This window comes from Devosia nitrariae, assembly GCF_030160115.1.
Classification (GTDB): domain Bacteria; phylum Pseudomonadota; class Alphaproteobacteria; order Rhizobiales; family Devosiaceae; genus Devosia; species Devosia nitrariae.
The window spans coordinates 367,408-385,793 of sequence record NZ_BSNS01000022.1 but is presented as its reverse complement, the minus strand read 5'-3'; the positions used below and the strand labels follow the sequence as shown (position 1 = coordinate 385,793).

General features: G+C 64.6%; 18 protein-coding genes and 1 pseudogene. 15 read left to right on the top strand and 4 right to left on the bottom strand.

Features of this window, described 5'->3' with window-relative positions:
• The first annotated feature begins 197 nt into the window (after nucleotides 1-197).
• From QQK18_RS21510 to QQK18_RS21460, 11 genes are all read left to right on the top strand, one after another.
• Nucleotides 198-1,250, top strand: a complete 1,053-nt coding sequence (locus tag QQK18_RS21510) for an ABC transporter substrate-binding protein (protein WP_284342421.1) — start codon at nucleotides 198-200, stop codon at nucleotides 1,248-1,250.
• Between the two features lie 85 nt (nucleotides 1,251-1,335).
• Entirely contained in the window at nucleotides 1,336-2,148 is an 813-nt protein-coding gene (locus QQK18_RS21505; RefSeq protein WP_284342420.1) for an ATP-binding cassette domain-containing protein, read from the top strand.
• A complete protein-coding gene (locus QQK18_RS21500; RefSeq protein WP_284342419.1) occupies nucleotides 2,145-3,398 on the top strand; it encodes a sugar ABC transporter permease in 1,254 nt (417 codons plus the stop codon). Before QQK18_RS21505 ends, QQK18_RS21500 begins: the two co-directional genes overlap by 4 nt.
• A gap of 24 nt (nucleotides 3,399-3,422) precedes the next feature.
• A complete protein-coding gene (locus tag QQK18_RS21495) occupies nucleotides 3,423-4,145 on the top strand; it encodes an SDR family oxidoreductase (protein ID WP_379993928.1) in 723 nt (240 codons plus the stop codon).
• Between the two features lie 27 nt (nucleotides 4,146-4,172).
• On the top strand, nucleotides 4,173-5,819 hold the full coding sequence (locus QQK18_RS21490; protein WP_284342417.1) for an FGGY-family carbohydrate kinase: 1,647 nt from the start codon (nucleotides 4,173-4,175) through the stop codon (nucleotides 5,817-5,819).
• Between the two features lie 136 nt (nucleotides 5,820-5,955).
• A complete protein-coding gene (locus tag QQK18_RS21485; RefSeq protein WP_284342416.1) occupies nucleotides 5,956-7,131 on the top strand; it encodes a PP2C family protein-serine/threonine phosphatase in 1,176 nt (391 codons plus the stop codon).
• Nucleotides 7,128-7,469: an STAS domain-containing protein gene (locus tag QQK18_RS21480; RefSeq protein WP_284342415.1), complete on the top strand. Its 342-nt coding sequence runs from the start codon at nucleotides 7,128-7,130 to the stop codon at nucleotides 7,467-7,469. Before QQK18_RS21485 ends, QQK18_RS21480 begins: the two co-directional genes overlap by 4 nt.
• 4 nt (nucleotides 7,470-7,473) lie before the next feature.
• A complete protein-coding gene (locus tag QQK18_RS21475; protein ID WP_284342414.1) occupies nucleotides 7,474-7,917 on the top strand; it encodes an ATP-binding protein in 444 nt (147 codons plus the stop codon).
• 10 nt (nucleotides 7,918-7,927) lie between these two features.
• Entirely contained in the window at nucleotides 7,928-9,808 is a 1,881-nt protein-coding gene (locus QQK18_RS21470) for a glycosyltransferase (protein ID WP_284342413.1), read from the top strand.
• The gene (locus QQK18_RS21465; protein WP_284342412.1) at nucleotides 9,805-9,963 is read left to right on the top strand and encodes a hypothetical protein; all 159 of its coding nucleotides are present in this window, start codon (nucleotides 9,805-9,807) and stop codon (nucleotides 9,961-9,963) included. Before QQK18_RS21470 ends, QQK18_RS21465 begins: the two co-directional genes overlap by 4 nt.
• Nucleotides 9,964-10,190: 227 nt before the next feature.
• Complete coding sequence (locus QQK18_RS21460; protein ID WP_284342411.1) at nucleotides 10,191-11,090, top strand: alpha/beta fold hydrolase; 900 nt, start codon at nucleotides 10,191-10,193, stop codon at nucleotides 11,088-11,090.
• Between the two features lie 29 nt (nucleotides 11,091-11,119).
• Here the strand turns inward: QQK18_RS21460 and QQK18_RS21455 are convergent, their stop codons facing one another.
• Nucleotides 11,120-12,073 carry a LysR family transcriptional regulator gene (locus QQK18_RS21455; protein WP_284342410.1) on the bottom strand — a complete coding sequence of 318 codons (954 nt, stop codon included), beginning with the start codon at nucleotides 12,071-12,073 and terminating at the stop codon, nucleotides 11,120-11,122.
• A gap of 115 nt (nucleotides 12,074-12,188) precedes the next feature.
• On the opposite strand from QQK18_RS21455, the gene QQK18_RS21450 reads away from it, so the two are divergent.
• The 3 genes from QQK18_RS21450 (at nucleotide 12,189) to QQK18_RS21440 (ending at nucleotide 14,601) form a co-directional block, all read left to right on the top strand.
• Nucleotides 12,189-12,638 carry a cupin domain-containing protein gene (locus QQK18_RS21450; protein WP_284342409.1) on the top strand — a complete coding sequence of 150 codons (450 nt, stop codon included), beginning with the start codon at nucleotides 12,189-12,191 and terminating at the stop codon, nucleotides 12,636-12,638.
• Between the two features lie 10 nt (nucleotides 12,639-12,648).
• Nucleotides 12,649-13,446 (top strand): glutathione S-transferase family protein, encoded by a 798-nt coding sequence (locus QQK18_RS21445; protein WP_284342408.1) that lies wholly within the window; start codon nucleotides 12,649-12,651, stop codon nucleotides 13,444-13,446.
• A 135-nt stretch (nucleotides 13,447-13,581) separates the two neighbouring features.
• Entirely contained in the window at nucleotides 13,582-14,601 is a 1,020-nt protein-coding gene (locus tag QQK18_RS21440) for an aminoglycoside phosphotransferase family protein (protein WP_284342407.1), read from the top strand.
• 146 nt (nucleotides 14,602-14,747) lie between these two features.
• Here QQK18_RS21440 and QQK18_RS21435 read toward each other — a convergent pair whose 3' ends face one another.
• Nucleotides 14,748-15,563 carry an oxidoreductase gene (locus QQK18_RS21435; protein ID WP_284342406.1) on the bottom strand — a complete coding sequence of 272 codons (816 nt, stop codon included), beginning with the start codon at nucleotides 15,561-15,563 and terminating at the stop codon, nucleotides 14,748-14,750.
• A gap of 104 nt (nucleotides 15,564-15,667) precedes the next feature.
• Between QQK18_RS21435 and QQK18_RS21430 the strand changes: the two genes are divergently transcribed.
• Nucleotides 15,668-16,261, top strand: a complete 594-nt coding sequence (locus tag QQK18_RS21430) for a TetR/AcrR family transcriptional regulator (RefSeq protein ID WP_284342405.1) — start codon at nucleotides 15,668-15,670, stop codon at nucleotides 16,259-16,261.
• Here QQK18_RS21430 and QQK18_RS21425 read toward each other — a convergent pair.
• Both QQK18_RS21425 and QQK18_RS21420 read right to left on the bottom strand, forming a co-directional pair.
• The gene (locus QQK18_RS21425; protein ID WP_284342404.1) at nucleotides 16,248-17,669 is read right to left on the bottom strand and encodes an FAD-binding oxidoreductase; all 1,422 of its coding nucleotides are present in this window, start codon (nucleotides 17,667-17,669) and stop codon (nucleotides 16,248-16,250) included. The genes QQK18_RS21430 and QQK18_RS21425 overlap by 14 nt on opposite strands.
• Before the next feature lie 14 nt (nucleotides 17,670-17,683).
• A pseudogene (locus QQK18_RS21420) lies at nucleotides 17,684-18,294 on the bottom strand (LysE family translocator).
• Nucleotides 18,295-18,386: the final 92 nt, after the last annotated feature.

Here is an 18,386-nt window from a genome sequence, read left to right as displayed (position 1 = left end):
GGGACCTTGACGGCAAAACCGCCTCGTGACAATCATGCTACATCGATTGCGCAAGCTTGCGCAATCGATGGCGCGCCGAAAAACGCGGTCGCGCGGAGGAAACGGCTTTTGCGAAAGGACGTGTCGGCAGGACACGCAGACCCGACCTCGGATGGCCGGGACACTGTGCGCCGACCGGAAGCTCTCTGGAGGAGAAAATGAAGTCCATCGCCTATGCACTCGCGACGACCTCGGTCGTTGCCATCACCACGTCCGCCACTGTCGCCATGGCCCAGGAGGCGGCGACCGTCGCCTTCCTGATGCCCGACCAGGCCTCGACCCGCTATGAGGAGCACGATTATCCGGGCTTCCAGGCCGCCATGGACGAGCTCTGTCCCGACTGCACGGTGATCTACCAAAACGCGAACGCCGATGCGGCGCTGCAGCAGCAGCAATTCAACTCGGTGATTGCGCAGGGCGCCAAAGTTGTCGTCCTCGACCCCGTCGACTCGGCGGCCGCCGCCGCGCTTGTCGAGATCGCCCATTCGCAGGACGTCAAGATCATCGCCTACGACCGGCCGATCCCGGACACGCCTGCCGACTACTATGTCTCATTCGACAATGAGGGCATCGGCCGGGCCATTGCCCAGTCGCTGGTCGACCATCTGAAGGCCGAGGGTGTTCCGGCTGGATCGGGCGTGCTGCAGATCAACGGCTCGCCGACCGATGCGGCGGCCGGGCTCATCCGCGACGGCATCGACTCGGCGCTCGACGCCTCCGATTACGAAACCCTTGCCGAGTTCGACACCCCGGACTGGGCGCCGCCCGAGGCGCAGGAATGGGCGGCCGGGCAGATCACGCGCTTTGGCGACCAGATCATCGGCGTCGTTGCTGCCAATGACGGTACCGCAGGCGGTGCCATTGCCGCCTTCAAGGCGGCGGGCGTCGATCCGGTTCCGCCGGTGACCGGCAACGACGCAACCATTGCCGCGCTGCAGCTGATCATCGCGGGCGACCAGTACAACACGATCTCCAAACCTTCGGAGATCGTGGCGCGCGCGGCGGCCGAGGTGGTGGTGAGCTTGTTGAAGGGGGAAACCCCCGAGCCTGAAACAACGCTCTACGACACGCCCTCGACGCTCTTCGTTCCGGCTGTGGTCACCCGCGAGAACATCAAGGCTGAGATCTTCGACGCCGGCATCCAGACGCCGGAGCAGGTCTGCACCGGCGAATATGAAGAGCCCTGCCGCGAACTGGGTATCCTGGAGTAGGATAACTGGGCTGCGCCGGGTTCACGGCGCAGCCTTTCCTTCCCGCCGCGCAAGATTTGTGCGCGGGCAGAACAAGGAGGTCGGTATGCCGCCGGTGAACGAGCAAGATCCGCCCCAGGGAGAGCTGCTCCTTCGATTGCGCGGCATTTCCAAGACGTTCGGCGCGGTGACGGCCCTTTCCGACATCGAGCTCGACGTCCATGCCGGCGAAGTGGTGGCGCTGGTCGGCGACAACGGCGCGGGTAAGTCGACACTCGTCAAGATCCTCGCCGGCGTCCACCAGCCGACCACGGGAACCATCGAGTTCGGCGGCCGGCAGGTCACGGTCGACAATCCACGCAAGGCGCTGGAACTGGGCATTGCGACAGTCTTCCAGGACCTGGCGCTCTGCGAGAACCTCGACGTCGTCGCCAACCTCTTCCTCGGACACGAACTGTCGCCTTTAAGGCTCGACGAGGTACAGATGGAGGTCCGCGCCTGGAAGCTGCTCCAGGAACTGGCAGCCAGGATTCCGTCCGTGCGCGAGCCTGTGGCCTCGCTGTCTGGCGGCCAACGGCAGACCGTCGCCATCGCGCGCTCGCTGCTGCTTGATCCGAAAGTCATCATGCTCGACGAACCGACCGCCGCGCTCGGCGTTGCCCAGACGGCAGAGGTCTTGAACCTTATCGAACGGGTGCGGGCGCGCGGGCACGGGGTCATCCTCATTTCCCACAACATGGAAGACGTACGGGCGGTCGCCGACCGCATTGTTGTCCTCCGCCTCGGCCGCAATGCCGGTGTGTTCGGCGGCGAAGCCTCGCACGAGGAACTGGTCACGGCCATCACCGGGGCACGGGAAAACGCCGTGTCGCGCCGCCGCGACCGCGGTATCGAAGCAACTGGTGGTGAGCAGCCATGAACCGGAGTTCTCCTGAAACCCAGCAGACAAGGTTTGATCAGGCGGACACGCGTCTGCGCCGCGACGAGGGCATCGCCGGTGCGCTGCGTGGGTTCGTCGATCGGGCGAGGTCGGGGGATCTCGGCATGTTGCCGGTGATCTTCGGACTCTTGCTGATCTCGGTCGTCTTCACCTCGATCAATCCGGTATTCATTGCGCCCAACAACCTGGTGAACCTGTTGTTTGATGCGGCGGCCGTCGGGTTGATCGCGCTGGGGGTTGTGTGCGTTCTGCTGCTGGGCGAGATCGACCTTTCCATCGGGTCGATGAGCGGGCTGGCCTCGGCGATTGTCGGCGTCCTCTGGGTCAACAGCGGCATGCCACTGCCGATCGGCATCGGTGCGGCCCTCGCGACGGGCGTGCTGATGGGCTGCGTCTACGGTTTCCTGTTGAACCGGTTCGGCATGCCGAGCTTCGTGTCGACCCTGGCGGGCCTGCTCGCGCTCCTGGGCTTCCAGCTCTACATTCTTGGACCGAGCGGATCGATCAACCTGCCCTATGCCTCGCCGCTGGTGCGGTTCGGGCAGATCCTGATCATGCCGGACTGGTTCTCCTACACCGTCGCGATCGTGCCCGGCATATTGATCGTGCTTTCGGGCCTGCGCACGATCCGGCAGCGCGCCGCGGCAAATCTTTCCCCCGGCAGCCTCAGCGTCGTCCTCGCCAAGGCCGGTGTACTGACGGCCGCCCTGCTGCTGGCCGCCTACTATCTCAACCAGGGCCGCGGCGTACCGTGGATGTTCGGCCTCTTCGTGCTGCTCGTCATGATCATGCACTACGCGTTCACCCGCACCAAATGGGGGCGATCGATGTTCGCGGTCGGCGGCAACGCAGAGGCGGCCCGGCGTTCGGGCATCAACGTCAAGCGCATAAGGCTTTCCGCGTTCATCCTCTGTTCGACCTTCGCGGCCGCGGGCGGCGTGCTGGCGGCAGCAAGGCTTGCCTCTTCCAGTCAGCAGGCGGGTGCGGGGGACGTCAACCTCAATGCCATCGCCGCGGCGGTGATCGGGGGAACGTCGCTCTTCGGCGGACGCGGTTCCGCCTGGTCGGCGCTACTCGGCGTGCTCGTCATCCAGGCGATCTCGAACGGGCTGACGCTCCTCAACCTCAGCTCGTCGCTGCGCTACATGATCACCGGCGGCGTCCTCGCCATCGCGGTGATCGTCGACTCGCTCGCCCGGCAATCGCGCGCCAGCCACGGCCGCGCCTGACTATCCAAGGAGACACAATTGACCATGCAGTTGAACGGCAAGACGGCGGCTGTCACCGGCGCCGCCTCCGGGATCGGTCTCGCCTGCGCGCAGATCCTCATCGAAGCCGGCGCCAAAGTCGTCCTCATCGACCGTGCCGCCGACAAGCTCGAGAGCCTCTGTGCTGAACTTGGCAAAAACGCCTATCCGCTGGTGGTCGATCTCCTCGACGGGAAGCAGGTTTCGGGGATGATGCCGAGGATCGAGGCCCTGGTCGGGCCGCTCGACATCTTCCATGCCAATGCCGGCGCCTATGTCGGCGGTCCCGCCGCCGAAGGCGACCCGGATGCCTGGGACCGCATGCTCAACCTCAACATCAACGCGGTCTTCCGTTGCGTGAACACCGTGCTGCCGCACATGATCGCGCGCCGGACCGGCGACGTCATCTTCACCAGTTCCGTCGCCGGTGTGATCCCGGTGGTCTGGGAGCCGGTCTATACCGCTTCGAAATTCGCGGTGCAGGCGTTCCTCCACGCCACCCGCCGCCAGGTGTCGCAGCACGGTATCCGCATGGGCGCGGTGCTGCCGGGGCCGGTGGTTACGGCTCTGCTCGACGACTGGCCGAAGGCCAAGATGGAAGAGGCTCTCGCCAATGGATCGCTGATGCAGCCGCGTGAGGTCGCCGAGGCGGTGCTCTTCATGTTGACCCGTCCGCGCGGAGTGGTCGTGCGCGACCTGGTGATCCTTCCCAACAGCGTCGATCTCTGACGATAACGCAACGGAACTGGATCCGAGATGACCGAGACATCGCAAGGCAGAGGTGCGGCGGCAGCCCGATATCTGATCGGTGTGGACGTCGGCACCGGCAGCGCCCGGGCCGGGGTGTTCACGCCCGACGGCAAATTGCTGGGCGCCGACAAGCGTCCCATCAGCGTCTTTCGCGAGGGCGGTTCGATCGCCGAGCAATCGAGCGCGGAGATCTGGGCGGCGGTGGCGGCGTCGGTCCGAGGCGCGGTCGCCGTGGCGGGTGTCGATCCAGGCGAGATCGCCGGGATCGGGTTCGATGCGACCTGTTCGCTGGTGGTTTTGGGTGAGGGCGGTGAACCGTTGCCGGTCGGCGATCCGCAAAGGCCCGAACGCGACATCATCCTGTGGATGGACCACCGGGCGGTGGAGCAGGCCGAGCGGATCAACAAGATCGGCCACCGCGTCCTCGACTATGTCGGGGGGCGCATCTCTCCGGAGATGGAGACCCCCAAACTCCTCTGGCTGAAGGAGAACCGGCCGGACGTCTTCCGGGGCGCGTGGCAGTTCTTCGATCTTGCCGATTTCCTCACCTGGCGGGCGACCGGGGACCTTTCGCGGTCCAACTGCACGCTGACCTGTAAATGGACCTATCTCGGCCACGAGCAGCGCTGGGACGCGAGCTATTTCGAGGCGGTGGGGCTGAACGACCTGGCCGACGAGGGTTTTGCCCGCGTCGGCACAAGGATCGTCGATCCCGGAGCGCCCTTGGGCAATGGCCTGACCGAAGCTGCCGCGCACGACTTAGGTCTTCTTCCCGCCACGCCCGTCGCCGCCGGTCTCATCGATGCGCATGCGGGCGGCATCGGATCGGTCGGCGCCCGCGATGGCGGCGGACCACAGGCTAATCTCGCTTATGTCTTCGGCACCTCCTCCTGCACGATGACGACCACAAACGAGCCGGTCTTCGTGCCCGGGGTTTGGGGGCCTTACTATTCGGCCATGGTGCCCGGCGCCTGGCTCAACGAGGGCGGCCAATCGGCGGCGGGCGCGGCGATCGAGCAGCTGCTCGACTTCCACCCCTATTCGGCGGAGGCCCACCGGCGCGCGGAAGAGGTTGGCCTTTCGCTTCCCGACTGGCTGTCCCGCCAAGCCCTGGCGCGGGTCGATGATCTCGGGCGCGTGGTGGAGCTGGCGGGCGGGGTGCATATCGTGCCGGAGTTCCTCGGCAATCGCGCGCCTCATGCCGATCCCAACACCAGGGCCGCCATTCTCGGCATCGGCATGGAGCGGGATCTCGATAGCCTCGTCGCCCTCTACATCGCCGGCCTTTGCGGCATCGGTTACGGCCTGCGCCAGATCATCGAGGCGCAGGCCCGCGCCGGCTGCGAGATCGAGCGCATCGTCATCAGCGGCGGGGCAGGGCGCAGTGACCTCGTGCGCCAGCTCCTTGCCGATACCACCGGCGTCGAGGTGGCAGCGCCCGAGACCGAGGAGCCGGTGCTGCTGGGGTCGGCCATTCTTGCCAGCGTTGCTGCAGGCCTTTATTCCGACATCGAGACGGCGATGGGCGCGATGTCCGCCTTTTCTACCCGCTACAGGCCGGCTAGCCAGTCGATCAGCGCAGTGCACGACGAGCGCTTCGCAATCTTCGAGGCACTGCAGGCTCTGGCCCGGAAAAGTGCTGCGGGGGCATGAGCCGCCGTCCGCTGACCGGCTCTCGACGCGCAACCGGACAAACGCCCCGTACGGCTTAGCGTTTTGGTAACTCAGTTGCCAAGGTCCTCCGCTCGCGGCGGCACCTCGCGGCTCGCCTCAGCGTTTCCGTCACGCAATGCAAGTCGTGGTCGCCGATGACGATCTGGGCGAACGCCTCGTGCTGAAGACGGTGCTGAGCCGGCTGAACTACGAGGTCGAGGCTACAGAAGACGGAGCCGCTGCGCTGGAGGCGCTCGAGCGGGGCAGCGCCTCGATTCTATTGACCGACATCACCATGCCCGAGATGGACGGCCTTGAGCTCGTCCGGCGCCTGCGCGAGACGGATCTCGGCCGCTACATCTACGTCATCGTCTTTACCGGACTTGGTGCCAGCGAAGCCCGCATGCGCGGGCTCGAGGCCGGCGCCGACGAGTTCATGTCCAAGCCCATCGATACCGCTTCGCTCGTCGCGAGGCTGCGGGCCGCCGAGCGGCTGATGACCTATGAGCGGGATCTCAGGGCTAAGAACCAACGGCTGCAGGAAGCCAATCGGATCATCAAGGACGACCTGGATGCGGCGGCCAGCGCGCAACGCGCCCTGTTGCCCGACCCGGATGTCAGGATCTGCGGGTGCCGGTTCTCCTCCGTTTTCCTGCCGTCACGCGCGGTGTCGGGGGACGTCTTCAACCATTTCCGCATCGGCGAGGGCCGCGTCGGCTTCTTTGGCGCGGACGTTTCTGGCCACGGGGTCAGGGCCGCACTCGCTGCTGTGGCGCTCGGCTACATGGCGAGCGAGGAGTTCTTCACCAATATGGCGGTCCGCCGGGACGACGGCACGCTGCAGCCTAAGCGCGTCGCCGACGTTCTCAACGCGCGCTTCTTCAGGGAAGGGGCCGAGACCTATTTCACCCTGTTCGTCGGCACGATCGACGAACGCCTCGACAGGCTTGTTTATTGCCAGGCGGGATATCCGAGCCCGCTCCTGCTCGGCAGCAACGGGCGTGCCAGATTCGTCGGCGAAGGCGGCATGCCCGTTGCTCTGCTTTCCGATGCGATATTCGACGAGGGATCGATCGGCTTTGCACCGGGGGACCGCCTCGTCGTCTACTCAGATGGCGTTACCGAGGCAGCCAATGCCAGCGGCGAGCCCTTCGGTGCCGAGCGCCTCGCCTCTTCTATGCGCGATATGAGGGGTGATCTCCCGCAAGTCGCACTTGACCATCTGACTCGGCAACTCGCGGCGTGGACGGAGGGAGAACCGCTCGAAGACGACGTCTCGCTCATCATCATCGACAGGGAGAACCCACAATGATCGATGTCGTTCAGCTCGACAACGGCACGGCAGTGCTGGATCCGGGTGACATGAGGATTACCGCCGCGACCGCCCCGAAATTCAAGGAGGAGATACTTGGCGTCGTCGAGGGCGGTAGCCATCGCCTGATCCTCGACCTCAAGGGGGTCAACTTCATCGACTCGACAGGCCTTGGAGCGCTGGTCGGCATCCTCAAGCGCCTCGGCCCGCGCGGTGACCTGGCGCTCTGCGGGCTGCAGCGGCCCGTCGCCACCATGTTCGCGCTGACGCGCATGGACAGGATCTTCCGGATCTTTCCCGATGTCGCCAGCGCCAGCGCTGCGTTCGAACAGGTCTAGACCCATGCGCCGGATCGTCCTTCCAACGGACCTTGCCAGGATCGATCAGGTCACTGAAGTGCTGACTGAGCAGGCGAGCGGTCATCTTGACCAGGCCAAGCTCGATTGCCTGCAGATCGCTCTTGCCGAGGCCCTGGTCAACATCGCCAAGCATGGCTACCACGGTGAGGAAGGGCTGATCGACGTCACCTTCGAGGTCGATACTGCGGTCACCGTCATTCTGCGCGATACCGGGATACCCATTCCGTCGTCCGCCTTCGAGCCCGGCCCGGAGCCGGACGATCACACGGTTCCGGACCTCGACGAGACCGGCCGCGGAATGGCCCTTATCCAGCATTGTTGCGACGGCATCGATTACCGGACCACCGAGCACGGCAACCAGCTCACCCTTGTCTTTCATCCGAACTCTGCACCGGTGAAGCGCCTCAAGACACAACACTCTGAGTAGGGGGCATCGAATGTCCTCAGACGTCACCAACGAAGAGGCAAAAAGCGACCGCGCCCCAGATTTGCGGCGCGCCACTTTCTATTTCGACCGCTACGAAGACCGCGTCCCTCCCGATCCGATACCGCATTCGGTTGCGCGCCAGGTGCTCTGGCAACTCCTCATCACCATCACGCTCGGCCTCGGTGCCGGATATCTCTGGTGGCGCTGGACGGCCTCGCTCAACTATGACGCGCTGTGGTTCGCCATCCCGCTCGTTACTGCCGAGACCTGCTCTTATATCGGGCTCGTCCTCTATGGAGTGAACCTTTGGGCGGTGACGGACCTGCCGATCCTGCCGCCGCCGGCTCGGATCGGCGAGTGCAGCAGCGAGACCGACGATCCGTCGCGCCTGCTCGCCGTCGACATCATGTTCACCACCTATAGCGAGGAGCCCGAGCTGGTGCGGCTCGGCATCAGGGATGCCAAACGCATAAGCTATCCCCACCCGATCGATATCAGGGTCCATGTGCTCGACGACGGCAGGCGCCGGAGCATGCGGGAAGTCTGCGAGGAGGAAGGCGTCAACTACATCACGCGGGACACCAATGAAGGCTTCAAGGCCGGGAACCTGCGCAATGCCATGGAGAATACCTCGGGCGATTTCCTGGTGATCTGCGACGCCGATACAAGGCCCTTCCCGACGATCCTCGAGCGCACGCTCGGCTATTTCCGCGACCCGCAGGTGGCCTGGGTGCAAACGCCGCAATGGTTCTTCGATCTTCCCGAGGGCTATACCCTGACCGAGACGATGTCCGATCGGTTCGGCACCCTCGGGCGTGGGGTCGGGTCGTTCGTCGAAAGGCTGGTCGGCCCGATCCGGTTCGGCGAGGACCCGTTCGTCAACGACCCGCGCATGTTCTACGACGTGATCCTGCGGCGCCGGAACTGGGCGAACGCCGCATTCTGCTGCGGGGCAGGCTCGATCCATCGGCGCGAAGCGGTGATGGAGGCGGCCCTGCGCAGCTTCAGCAGCCAGGTCGAGTTATCGATCGCCGATACGACGAACGAACTGCGCCGGGTCAGCCGCACGAGCGAGATCTCGCCGGAGCTACTCGAGGCGATAAGGGCCGAAGCTGTCGGCGCGAGTGTCCTTTCCCCTTACAAGTTCCACGTCTCGGAGGACATCTTCACCTCGATGATCCTCCATTCCGACCGCGAGCGGGGCTGGCGGTCGGTGATGCACCCTTATGTCGAATCCAAGATGCTCTCGCCGCAGGACCTGCTCTCCTGGACGATCCAGCGCTTCAAATATGCCGGGGGAAGCCTCGATATCCTCTTCAACAATTTTTCGCTCCTGCGCCGGGGTTTCACCTGGTCGCAAAGGCTGATGTATGCCTCGACCTTCTGGTCCTATCTCGCAGGCATCTGGAACGTCGTCTTCCTTTGCGCCCCGGTCATCTACCTCCTCACCAGCATCGGCCCTGTGACCGCATATTCGTCCGACTTCTTCGCCCGGCTGCTGCCGTTCCTCATCTGCCTCCAGCTCGCCAAGATGGTCGGGACGTGGGGCATCCCGGGCGGGCGGAGCGAGGCGAGTTATCTGGCCTTCTTCCCGATCAACCTCAGAGCGATCTGGACGGTGCTGCGCGGCAAGAAGATCAGCTTTCCGGTCACGCCCAAGGAGCGCCAGTCCGGCCGCCATCTCTACCTCGTCTGGCCGCATATCGCCGTCATCGCCATCACCGGCAGCGCCATCCTCTTTGGCACGGCGAGCTACGTGCTGGGCATTGGCGGCTTTACCATTGGCGGCATCCTCACCAACAGCTTCTGGGGGCTCAACAACATGCTCTCGATGATGGTGATGGTGCGGGCCGCCTTCTGGCAGCCGGACGACGGGGAGGCAGCACCATGACCTTCCGCGAAGGCCTGATCAACGCCCGCAGCCACATCGTCTTCATCATCGCCCTGATCTGCGCGATGTGGTTGGCCAATGTGCTCGAGGAGAAACTGGAGGCGCCGGCCAACAGCGAGGTGAGAGGGGTGGCGGAGGAAACCACCGAAAGGTAGGTGGTGCGGAGTGTGTGGGCACCATTCCTCTCCAATTCACCGGGTCATCCTCGCGAAGCGGGGACCTCTGTTGGCGGTGCAGGCAGGGGAAACGGAGGTTCCCGCTTTCGCGGGAATGATCCTGAGTTGGTGATATTTTCGCGGCTCGCACAAGCACTCCGACGGCAATGGTTTCCCATATCATCGCCTCGTTTCCACCGCACGCTGTGCACCTTGCGGAGGTGCAGATGACCAGAACCATCGACGGCATGGACGCACGCCTGATCGAGACCGACCGTGGCGGCGTGTTCGTTCAGACCGCAGGGAGCGGGCCGGCGGTGCTGCTCCTCCACGGCTTTCCGGAAACGGGTCTGATGTGGCGGGACGTTGCGCGGCTGCTGCAGGAGGACTTCACCGTCGTCGTCGCTGACCTCCCCGGCTATGGCGCCAGTCAATGTCCGGCTGATGAAGACGATCATGCATCTATGTCGAAACGGTCCATGGCCCTGACCCTGGCCGAGGTCATGAGCCGATTGGGGTGCGAGCGGTTCGCCGTGGTCGGGCATGACCGGGGCGGTCGCGTCGCCTATCGCATGGCGCTCGACTATCCGGATCGGGTGACCCACATCGTTGCGCTCGACATCGTTCCAACCGCCGAGGTGTGGGAGCGGGCCGATGCCCGACTTGCTCTTGCCTTCTGGCCGTTCTGCCTGCTTGCGCAACCTGCTCCGCTTCCGGAGCGGATGATCCTTGGCGCCGCGGACGCCGTGGTCGACAACGCCCTCGGCGGATGGGGCTCACCGGCGGACATGTTCCCGCCGGACGTTCGCGACGCCTATATCGCGGCGCTTTCCGATCCCGCGCATGTGCACGCGATCTGCGAAGAGTATCGAGCCGCCGCCTCGATCGACCGCGACCACGATGCAGTGGACAGGCGTGCCGGCAAGACAATCGCCTGTCCGCTGCTCGCACTGTGGAGCGGGCAGGGAGCGCTCGCCGAGTGGTACTCTGACGCTGGCGGGCCGATGGGCCTCTGGCGTCAATGGGCCGAGCTTGCCGCGGGTGAGGCGACAGACGGCGGGCACTTCTTTCCGGAGGAGTATCCGGCCGAGACGGCGCAGCGGATCAAGGCGTTCCTGTCGGATTAGCTTCGAAACGGAGCGGATCGCGTGCCCCCTCAAGTCACGCTCTTCTCCTCGCCCTCGTTGAGCTGGCGCATGAGAGCCACGACCTGCTCCGTCATCCAGGCATGCAGCGGGCTCGAGTTCAGGCGCTTGTGCCAGACGGCGATGATGAGTGCGGGCTCGATCGACATGGGCGGACGGTAGATATCGAGGCCAATTTGGGGCGCGACGCGCTCAGCGAGCTGGCGCGGCACAAGGCCGATGAGCTCGCTTTCGGCAACGGCGCGGCACACGCCCGAAAAGACCGGCAGCGTCATCATCACCTGCCGACGGCGGCCGACCCTGGCGAGGGCTGCGTCACCCATGGCCGAGAAATTGCCCTCGGGCGAGAACAGCACATGACCGAGGTCGCAGAAGAGGTCGATCGGCACCACGTCGTCGGGCACGATTTTTTCTGCCGCCAGGCGCGGGTGCCTGCGCCGGGCGATGACGACGAAGCTCGAATGAAACAAAGGCAGGCTCTTCGTCCAGTCCGGCACCTCCTGGCGCGGGATCAACGCAAGGTCGGCGCGATAGGTCTCGAGGCTGTCGATATAGCTGGTCGGCACCAGGTCGACGAGCTGTGCCCGGATCAGCGGCGCCTCTTTGCGTAAATGGTCAGCGAGCGGCGGCATCAGCATTTCGGCAAAGAAGTCGCTCGCGGTGATGCGGAAGGTGCCTTCGGCCGTTGCCGGATCGAAGGTCGTCGGCGGAGCGAAGAGGGTTGCCAGCCGATCCAGCTCCTCGCGTAGCGGCAGCTCGATGCGTTTGGCGTAAGCGGTCGGCACCAGCCGGTTGCCGTGACGAACGAAAAGCTCGTCGCCCAGCGCATAGCGCAGCCGCGACAGGGCGCCCGATACGGCCGATTGGGACATATTGAGCCGCCGGCCAGCCTGCACCGTCGATCCTTCGCGCAGAAGCGCATCGAGCACCCGCATGAGGTTCAGGTCGAAGGTAGCGAAATTCATTTTGGCGATATCCTATATCGCAACAATCGGTTGGACCGATACTGTGCCCGGGCGTACACCAACGTCAACGAAGGCGCCTTCGTTTTCTTTGCGACAGTGAGCAATGGAGAAAACGATGAACAACCACGACTACTATTCCGACGCCGCCGACTGGAACGGCGTCAAATACAAGACCATCCTCTCGACCGAAGAGACCGGCGGCAAGATGTCGATCGTCGACAGCCTCTCGCCCGTTGGCAGTGGACCGCCGCTGCATGTACATGCGGGCGAGGACGAAACCTTCATCATCGTCACCGGCGCGTGCAAGTTTCATCTTGCCGGCGAGGAGTTCATGCGCGGTCCTGGAGAGACCGTGTTCATCCCACGCGGCTCCGAGCATACCTTCCAAGTCGTCGGCGATGTCCCTTGCCGCCACATCGTCATCCTGACACCCGGCGGGTTCGAGGGGTTCTTTACCGAAATGGCGGCCGGCGGTTTTTCCATCCCGGCCGACATGCCAGCGATCGAAGAGGCGGCGGCGCGCCACAATTTGCGCTTCACCGGCCCGCCGCTGGCGGCGAACTAGGGGGAAGGCTATGCTGGATCTGCCCACTCTCTACCGCATCCCAGTCTGTCCATTCTCGCAGCGCATCGAGATCTTGCTGGCCCTCAAAGGCCTCTCGGGCGCAGTGCGGTTCGAGACGGTCGACATCACCCGGCCGCGCGATGCAGCGCTCCTTGCCAAGACACGCAGCACGACGGCGTTGCCGATCCTGGAGACGGGGCAAGGGACGGTGCTGAAGGAAAGCCTCGTGATCCTGCGTTACCTAGACGAGGCATTGGGGCAACGGCAGATCCGGCAGGCCGACCCGCTGCGCCACGCGATCGAGAACATGCTGATCGCCAAGGAGGGGCCCTTCACCACAGCCGGCTATATCCTGGTGATGAACCGCGATCTTGGTGCAAAGTCTGCCCTCGAAGCAAAACTGCTGGAGCTCCACCGAGAGCTCTCGGGGTTTCTCGACGAGCACAACCCGGACGGCACCTTTCTCTTCGAGGACTTCGGCCTTGCCGAAGCGGTGTTCACGCCGATCTTCATGCGCTTCTGGTTCCTCGACTATTACGAAGACTTCCGGCTGCCCGAGACGGGTGAATACGCCCGGATCGCCCGCTGGCGGCAGGCCTGCCTTGAGCATCCAGCCGCCCAGCAGGTGAGCCGCGAGGAGATCGTCAAGCTCTACTACGACTATACCATAGGCGCAGGGAACGGTGCCCTGCCTGAAGGCCGGTCCGTCTCAAGCTTCGCCTTTGCGCCGCACTGGAAAGAACGGCCGTGGCCCCCGAGCGACAAATATAACCGGCGGGCGAACGACGAGGAACTGGGGCTCGTGTGAGCCCCGGTCGCCTTGCACGGCGCGCCGGTTGCGCCAGCCGGCGAGCCTGCCCCGCCGAGAGCTGCTGCACAAGCGCACAGTCGCAAAACCGGGAGCAGGGTTGAGCGAACCGGAGCCTATCCCCATCATGCGTTCATGACTTTGACCGACCCGACCCATGCCGCCGCTCGCAGAGCCCTTTTCAACGTCGCTGGTCCGGCGGCAGGCGAGGCCGTTCTGAGCCACCGCCGCCTCTCGTCGGGCAGTGAAGCGAGCGAAGTCGTCCGCATCGCTGCCCGCTTTGCCGACAGGCGAGGCAAACCGCAAACCATCACGTTCGTCATCAAGCACCTGCAGGGCCGCACAAGGCGCGAGGCGGTTATCTATCGCGAGCTCGTCGCCATGCATGCGAGCGCCATCGCGCCGCGGCTGCTGGATGTGCAACATGGGCAAGCCGGATCGTTCCTGGTGGTGGAGGCCATTAATCGCGCCATGGCCTGGCCCTGGCGACACCTCGATCTCACCACCGTTCTGTTGCGCCAACTGGGACGGTTTCACGCCGATACGGTGGAAAGCCGCTTGCCGCTGGCCGACTGGGACTACGAGAGCGAGCTCGCCGCGAGCGCCGCCGAAACGGTCGCACGGCTCGAAGACTGCCGACACGATCCGGATCTGAGGCCGCTGGCGCGACATGTCCGCATGCTCGACAGGGTGGTCTCGAGCCTCGCCAGACTTCGCAGTGCCCTGCTGACCGAGAGCGCGTTCGACCGGCGTCCGATCCACGGCGATCTGCATCCGGGTAATACGATGATGAGGAGAGGCGTCGATCGCCGGCCCCTGGTGATCGATTGGGGACGCGCGCGGCCCGGCTCACCGCTGGAGGATGTGAGCTCGATGCTCCAATCGCTGCGCTTTTTCGAGCCGAACGCGTTGCAGCGGCATGATGTTCTGCTCAAGGAATATCTGACGGGGCTCGGGCGGGACAGGCGGATCGACGAGTCAACGCGCGGTGCCTATTGGGTCGCCGGCGCCTCCAACGCCCTGGCCGGTGCGCTCAACGTCCATCTGCTGACGGTCATGGACATAGATCGCAGTCCGCGTCAGCGATATCACGCTTTCCTTGCGGCCCGAGACTGGCTGCGCGTCATCCGCCGCGCCCATGCGTGGGCGTTGTAGGACGGGCTGCCGGCCTTGCCCGAAGGGGCGATCCGTTTCGAGCTTTGCCTACGCCCCGCACTGGACAGAGCGGCCATGGCCGCCGGCCGACAAATACGCCCGGCAGGCGAGCGACGGGGAACTGGGGCTCGCGTGAGCCCGGTTCTCTATACCGGCAAGCGCGTCTGCTTGCGCAGTGCCTTGTCGAAGGCTTCCGCGGGCACGAGCCGGCGCAGCAAGCCGATTTGCCGTGCGGTCTTGCCGACCTTGTAGCGCCGCTTGAGGCGGTCGGTCGTTGCAGCGGTGACCACTGCCTCGGCCACCAATTCGGGCGGATCGGCCTTGAGCATCACATCGCGTATCGCCGCGGCAGCGGTGGCTCGTGCCTCGGCATAGTCGTTCAATGGGAAATCCGGCTCCCACCCGTTCTGGTCGAAGACGGTTTTGGTATAGGCCGGCTCGATGATTGCGACACGGATATTGAAGGCCCGGATCTCATGGTCGAGCGATTCCGAATAGCCTTCGAGGGCGTGCTTGGTAGCGGCATAGTGGGCCGAATAGGCGGCGGGGATCACTCCGAGGATCGAGCCGATATTGATGATGCGTCCCTCGCCGCGCTGTCGCATTGCCGGCAACACGGCATTTGTCATGCGAACGACGCCGAAGAGGTTCACGTCGAACAGCGCCTGGACTTGAGCCACCGAAGACTCCTCGGCACCCGCCAACAGGCCGACCCCGGCGTTGTTAACGAGGACATCGATGCGGCCGGTTTTCGAGAGCACGGTTGAAACCAGCAAGGCGACGGAACTGTCGTCGGTCACGTCGCAGGCCAGCATGGTCACATTTTCGGGGCCGTTGTCCGTCGGTCTGCGGCTGGTGCCGAAGACGGTAAAGCCTGCTTGCGCGAGGGCTTCGGCGCTAGCGCGGCCGATGCCGGACGAGGCTCCGGTCACGATCGCGGTCGTTCCAAAATGGGCGTTCATCATTGTCTCCAACGCGCCGAAACGTCTTGGCGCTCTGTAATTGCCTTATGGTTACTTATTTAGTATATGATCGTAATGCAATGGCGAATCGACAAGGAAGGGCCATGCGCTACGAAAAAGGTCGCAAGGACGCATCGAAGCAACGGATCGTGGAGGTTGCGGCCGGCCGTTTCCGGGCAGACGGCATTGCCGCGACGGGGTTGGCGAGCATCATGAGCGATGCTGGCCTCACCAACGGCGCCTTCTATCCCCACTTCAAATCAAAGGCCGCGCTGATCGGCGCCAGCGTCTCTGCTGCGCTGGAACAGCAATTCGAGCAGATCGATAGTCTGTTGGCGGCAGGCGGGCCGGAAGCGGCGATCTCGGCCTATCTCTCGTCCCAGCATCGGGACGATCCCGGTCACGGATGCGCGTCGGCGGCGCTCTTGCCCGAGATTGGACGCGAGTCACCCGAAACGCGCCGGGCGTACACGGAAAGTGTCCTGGCGCTGGTCAATCGGCTGGCGGGTGAATTGCCTCTAGAAGTGAAAGATCGGGAGGGGGCTGTCCTTGCCATATTCGCGACCCTCATCGGTACACTCCAGCTGGCCCGAGCGGTTGATCGCCCGGAGCTGTCGGACCAGATCCTCGCTGCGGGAGCCAACGCAGCGCGCAGGCTCGGCCAGAGCGAAAAGGGCGAAGCAGTCAACCAACTCTGATGGACTGGTCGAACCGGAAGACATTGTCGGCGTCGTATTTACGCTTCACTCGCGCCAACCGCTCGCAGTTTCGCCCGTAATAGGCGTCCTCGAAGTTCTCAAGGGCGGGGTCGGGAAAATTCTGGTAGGCGCGTCCGGTGCCCGAGGGGTGTCCAATCTCCCAGGCGCGATCCAGCCATCGCTGCGCCGCCTGCCTTTCGTCCGCGCTCGCCTCGGCCCCGACCACCGCCGTATGCTTGAGGAGAAAGATCTCGTTGCGGTGAACGAAGGCAGTCGCGGTCTCTTCGATCCGGTTGTAGGCGCCGCCCCAGGGGTTGAAATCCAGCTCGCGTGATTGGCCAGCAATCCGATCCGCCTTCAGGTGCGCCACCAGGGCTTCGACGGCGTCCGGAGGCATTGCCGTGCGGAAGAACTCCGACTTGCTGTAGGCGTGACCCGCCTCTGCTGGCTCCGCCGCGAGATCGGTGTCGCCGAGCGAGGCGAGGTAGCGTTTAGTTTCGCGGTGCGTCATCGACTTGGCGAAAAGCGAAGTCGGCTCTGTGCCCGCCGCTTTGGCCAGCTCCTCCAGCAGCTCCCGCGTTTGCGCTTCCGTGCCGAGCATCGCGCCGAAAACCTTGATGACGGGCGGCTTGGCCTGGTCGGCGTCTGCCGTCATCACCAGACTGGCGGCGAGCGCGTCGGGGGCGTTCGGCGACCAGCTCTGCCAGGCGAGGATGAGATCGGCGGCGCGCGATATTGGCCAGAAGGTTTGGAATCCCGTGGCGGAAGGCGGCAGGATCGGGCGAAAGACAAATTGGGTGACGATGCCGAAATTGCGGGCGCCAGCGCCGCGCAGCGCCCAGAACAGGTCCGCCTCGTGCTGCTCGTCGCAGGTGACGATACGTCCGTCAGCAAGAACGACCTTGGCCGCGAGCAGGCTGTCGCAGGTCAACCCATGGGAGCGGCCGAGAATGCCGAGCCCGCCGCCGAGGGTCAGCCCGGCGATGCCGACGGTCGGGCCGCATCCGGCCGGAATGGTGAGGCCATGTTCAAGAAGCCTGTCATAGACGTCGCCGAGGCGTGCTCCAGCGCCGATGGTGGCGAGCCCTTCGGAAACGGAGACCGCGGACATAGGGGTGACGTCGATGACCATGCCCTCGCTCGAGGAGTGCCCGGCAAAGCAATGCCCGCCGCTGCGAGGCGCGAGCGGGATGGCGTTTCGCCGCGCGAAGGCGATGGCCGCGGCGACATCCTCGGCTGTCTCGCAGAGCACCACGGCTTGCGGACGCACCGCATCGAAACGAGAGATCTGCGATTTGCGGCGCTCCTCATAATCAGGCGCGCCGGCAAGAATGACACGGCCGGCGATGGCAGTCTGCAGAGCGTGCCAGTCCGGTCCCTGCGTCGTGGCGGTATCCGCGCATTCCATGTGTCCTCCTCCAGCTAACGGGTCATGATCGCCGCCGCGGCGCCGGCCATCATCGAGGCGCTGGTGCGGTTGGCGATGCGCATGGCGCGGGCGCTCTTCAAGAGCCTGCGCGCCTGGGCGGCGGCCAGCATCCAGGCAACATCGACGGTGACGAGGACGAGGAGCATGGTCAGCGTCAGCTCGGCCCAGCCGACGAGGCCGACGGCGGAAAGATCGAGGATGGTCGGGAGCAGCGCCAGGTAGAACATCATGATTTTCGGGTTGCCGAGGGTGACGGTCATGCCGGTCAGGAACAGCTTCCACCGGCTTCCGGCTTCCGGGATCTCGCCGACATCCTTGGCCACGGGCGCCGTCCACATCTTGAAGGCAAGATAGAGGAGGTAGGCAACGCCGAGATATTTGATGACGAGGAAGGCTAGGCCGAACGTTTCGGCGATGAAGGCGAGGCCGAAAATGGCGCAGGTCAACCAGATCGCCTCGCCGATCCACATGGCAAGCAGGACGGGAATACGTCCCTGATGCCCCTCGAAATGACTCGCGCCACCAGCGCCGCGATGCTCGGGCCCGGCGACCCGGCCGCCACGAACAGCGCCCCGGCGAAAATGATCAGCGAAGACAGCTCCATCACACAACCCTCCCGTTGCAGCGGCGATTAAAGCGGCTTTACCGGCCGAGCTCAACAGAAGCTCGGTACCGCCTCCTGCCGACACGACGACT

Bases quoted from the DNA above. Each gene is read 5' to 3' on its own strand.
- QQK18_RS21455 (WP_284342410.1), bottom strand. From the start codon at position 12,073: ATGAATTTCGCTACCTTCGACCTGAACCTCATGCGGGTGCTCGATGCG.
- QQK18_RS21435 (WP_284342406.1), bottom strand. From the start codon at position 15,563: ATGAACGCCCATTTTGGAACGACCGCGATCGTGACCGGAGCCTCGTCC.
- QQK18_RS21510 (WP_284342421.1), top strand. From the start codon at position 198: ATGAAGTCCATCGCCTATGCACTCGCGACGACCTCGGTCGTTGCCATC.
- QQK18_RS21430 (WP_284342405.1), top strand. From the start codon at position 15,668: ATGCGCTACGAAAAAGGTCGCAAGGACGCATCGAAGCAACGGATCGTG.
- QQK18_RS21480 (WP_284342415.1), top strand. From the start codon at position 7,128: ATGATCGATGTCGTTCAGCTCGACAACGGCACGGCAGTGCTGGATCCG.
- QQK18_RS21475 (WP_284342414.1), top strand. From the start codon at position 7,474: ATGCGCCGGATCGTCCTTCCAACGGACCTTGCCAGGATCGATCAGGTC.
- QQK18_RS21485 (WP_284342416.1), top strand. From the start codon at position 5,956: ATGCAAGTCGTGGTCGCCGATGACGATCTGGGCGAACGCCTCGTGCTG.
- QQK18_RS21425 (WP_284342404.1), bottom strand. From the start codon at position 17,669: ATGGAATGCGCGGATACCGCCACGACGCAGGGACCGGACTGGCACGCT.
- QQK18_RS21440 (WP_284342407.1), top strand. From the start codon at position 13,582: ATGACTTTGACCGACCCGACCCATGCCGCCGCTCGCAGAGCCCTTTTC.
- QQK18_RS21500 (WP_284342419.1), top strand. From the start codon at position 2,145: ATGAACCGGAGTTCTCCTGAAACCCAGCAGACAAGGTTTGATCAGGCG.
- QQK18_RS21465 (WP_284342412.1), top strand. From the start codon at position 9,805: ATGACCTTCCGCGAAGGCCTGATCAACGCCCGCAGCCACATCGTCTTC.
- QQK18_RS21445 (WP_284342408.1), top strand. From the start codon at position 12,649: ATGCTGGATCTGCCCACTCTCTACCGCATCCCAGTCTGTCCATTCTCG.
- QQK18_RS21505 (WP_284342420.1), top strand. From the start codon at position 1,336: ATGCCGCCGGTGAACGAGCAAGATCCGCCCCAGGGAGAGCTGCTCCTT.
- QQK18_RS21495 (WP_379993928.1), top strand. From the start codon at position 3,423: ATGCAGTTGAACGGCAAGACGGCGGCTGTCACCGGCGCCGCCTCCGGG.
- QQK18_RS21460 (WP_284342411.1), top strand. From the start codon at position 10,191: ATGACCAGAACCATCGACGGCATGGACGCACGCCTGATCGAGACCGAC.
- QQK18_RS21470 (WP_284342413.1), top strand. From the start codon at position 7,928: ATGTCCTCAGACGTCACCAACGAAGAGGCAAAAAGCGACCGCGCCCCA.
- QQK18_RS21450 (WP_284342409.1), top strand. From the start codon at position 12,189: ATGAACAACCACGACTACTATTCCGACGCCGCCGACTGGAACGGCGTC.
- QQK18_RS21490 (WP_284342417.1), top strand. From the start codon at position 4,173: ATGACCGAGACATCGCAAGGCAGAGGTGCGGCGGCAGCCCGATATCTG.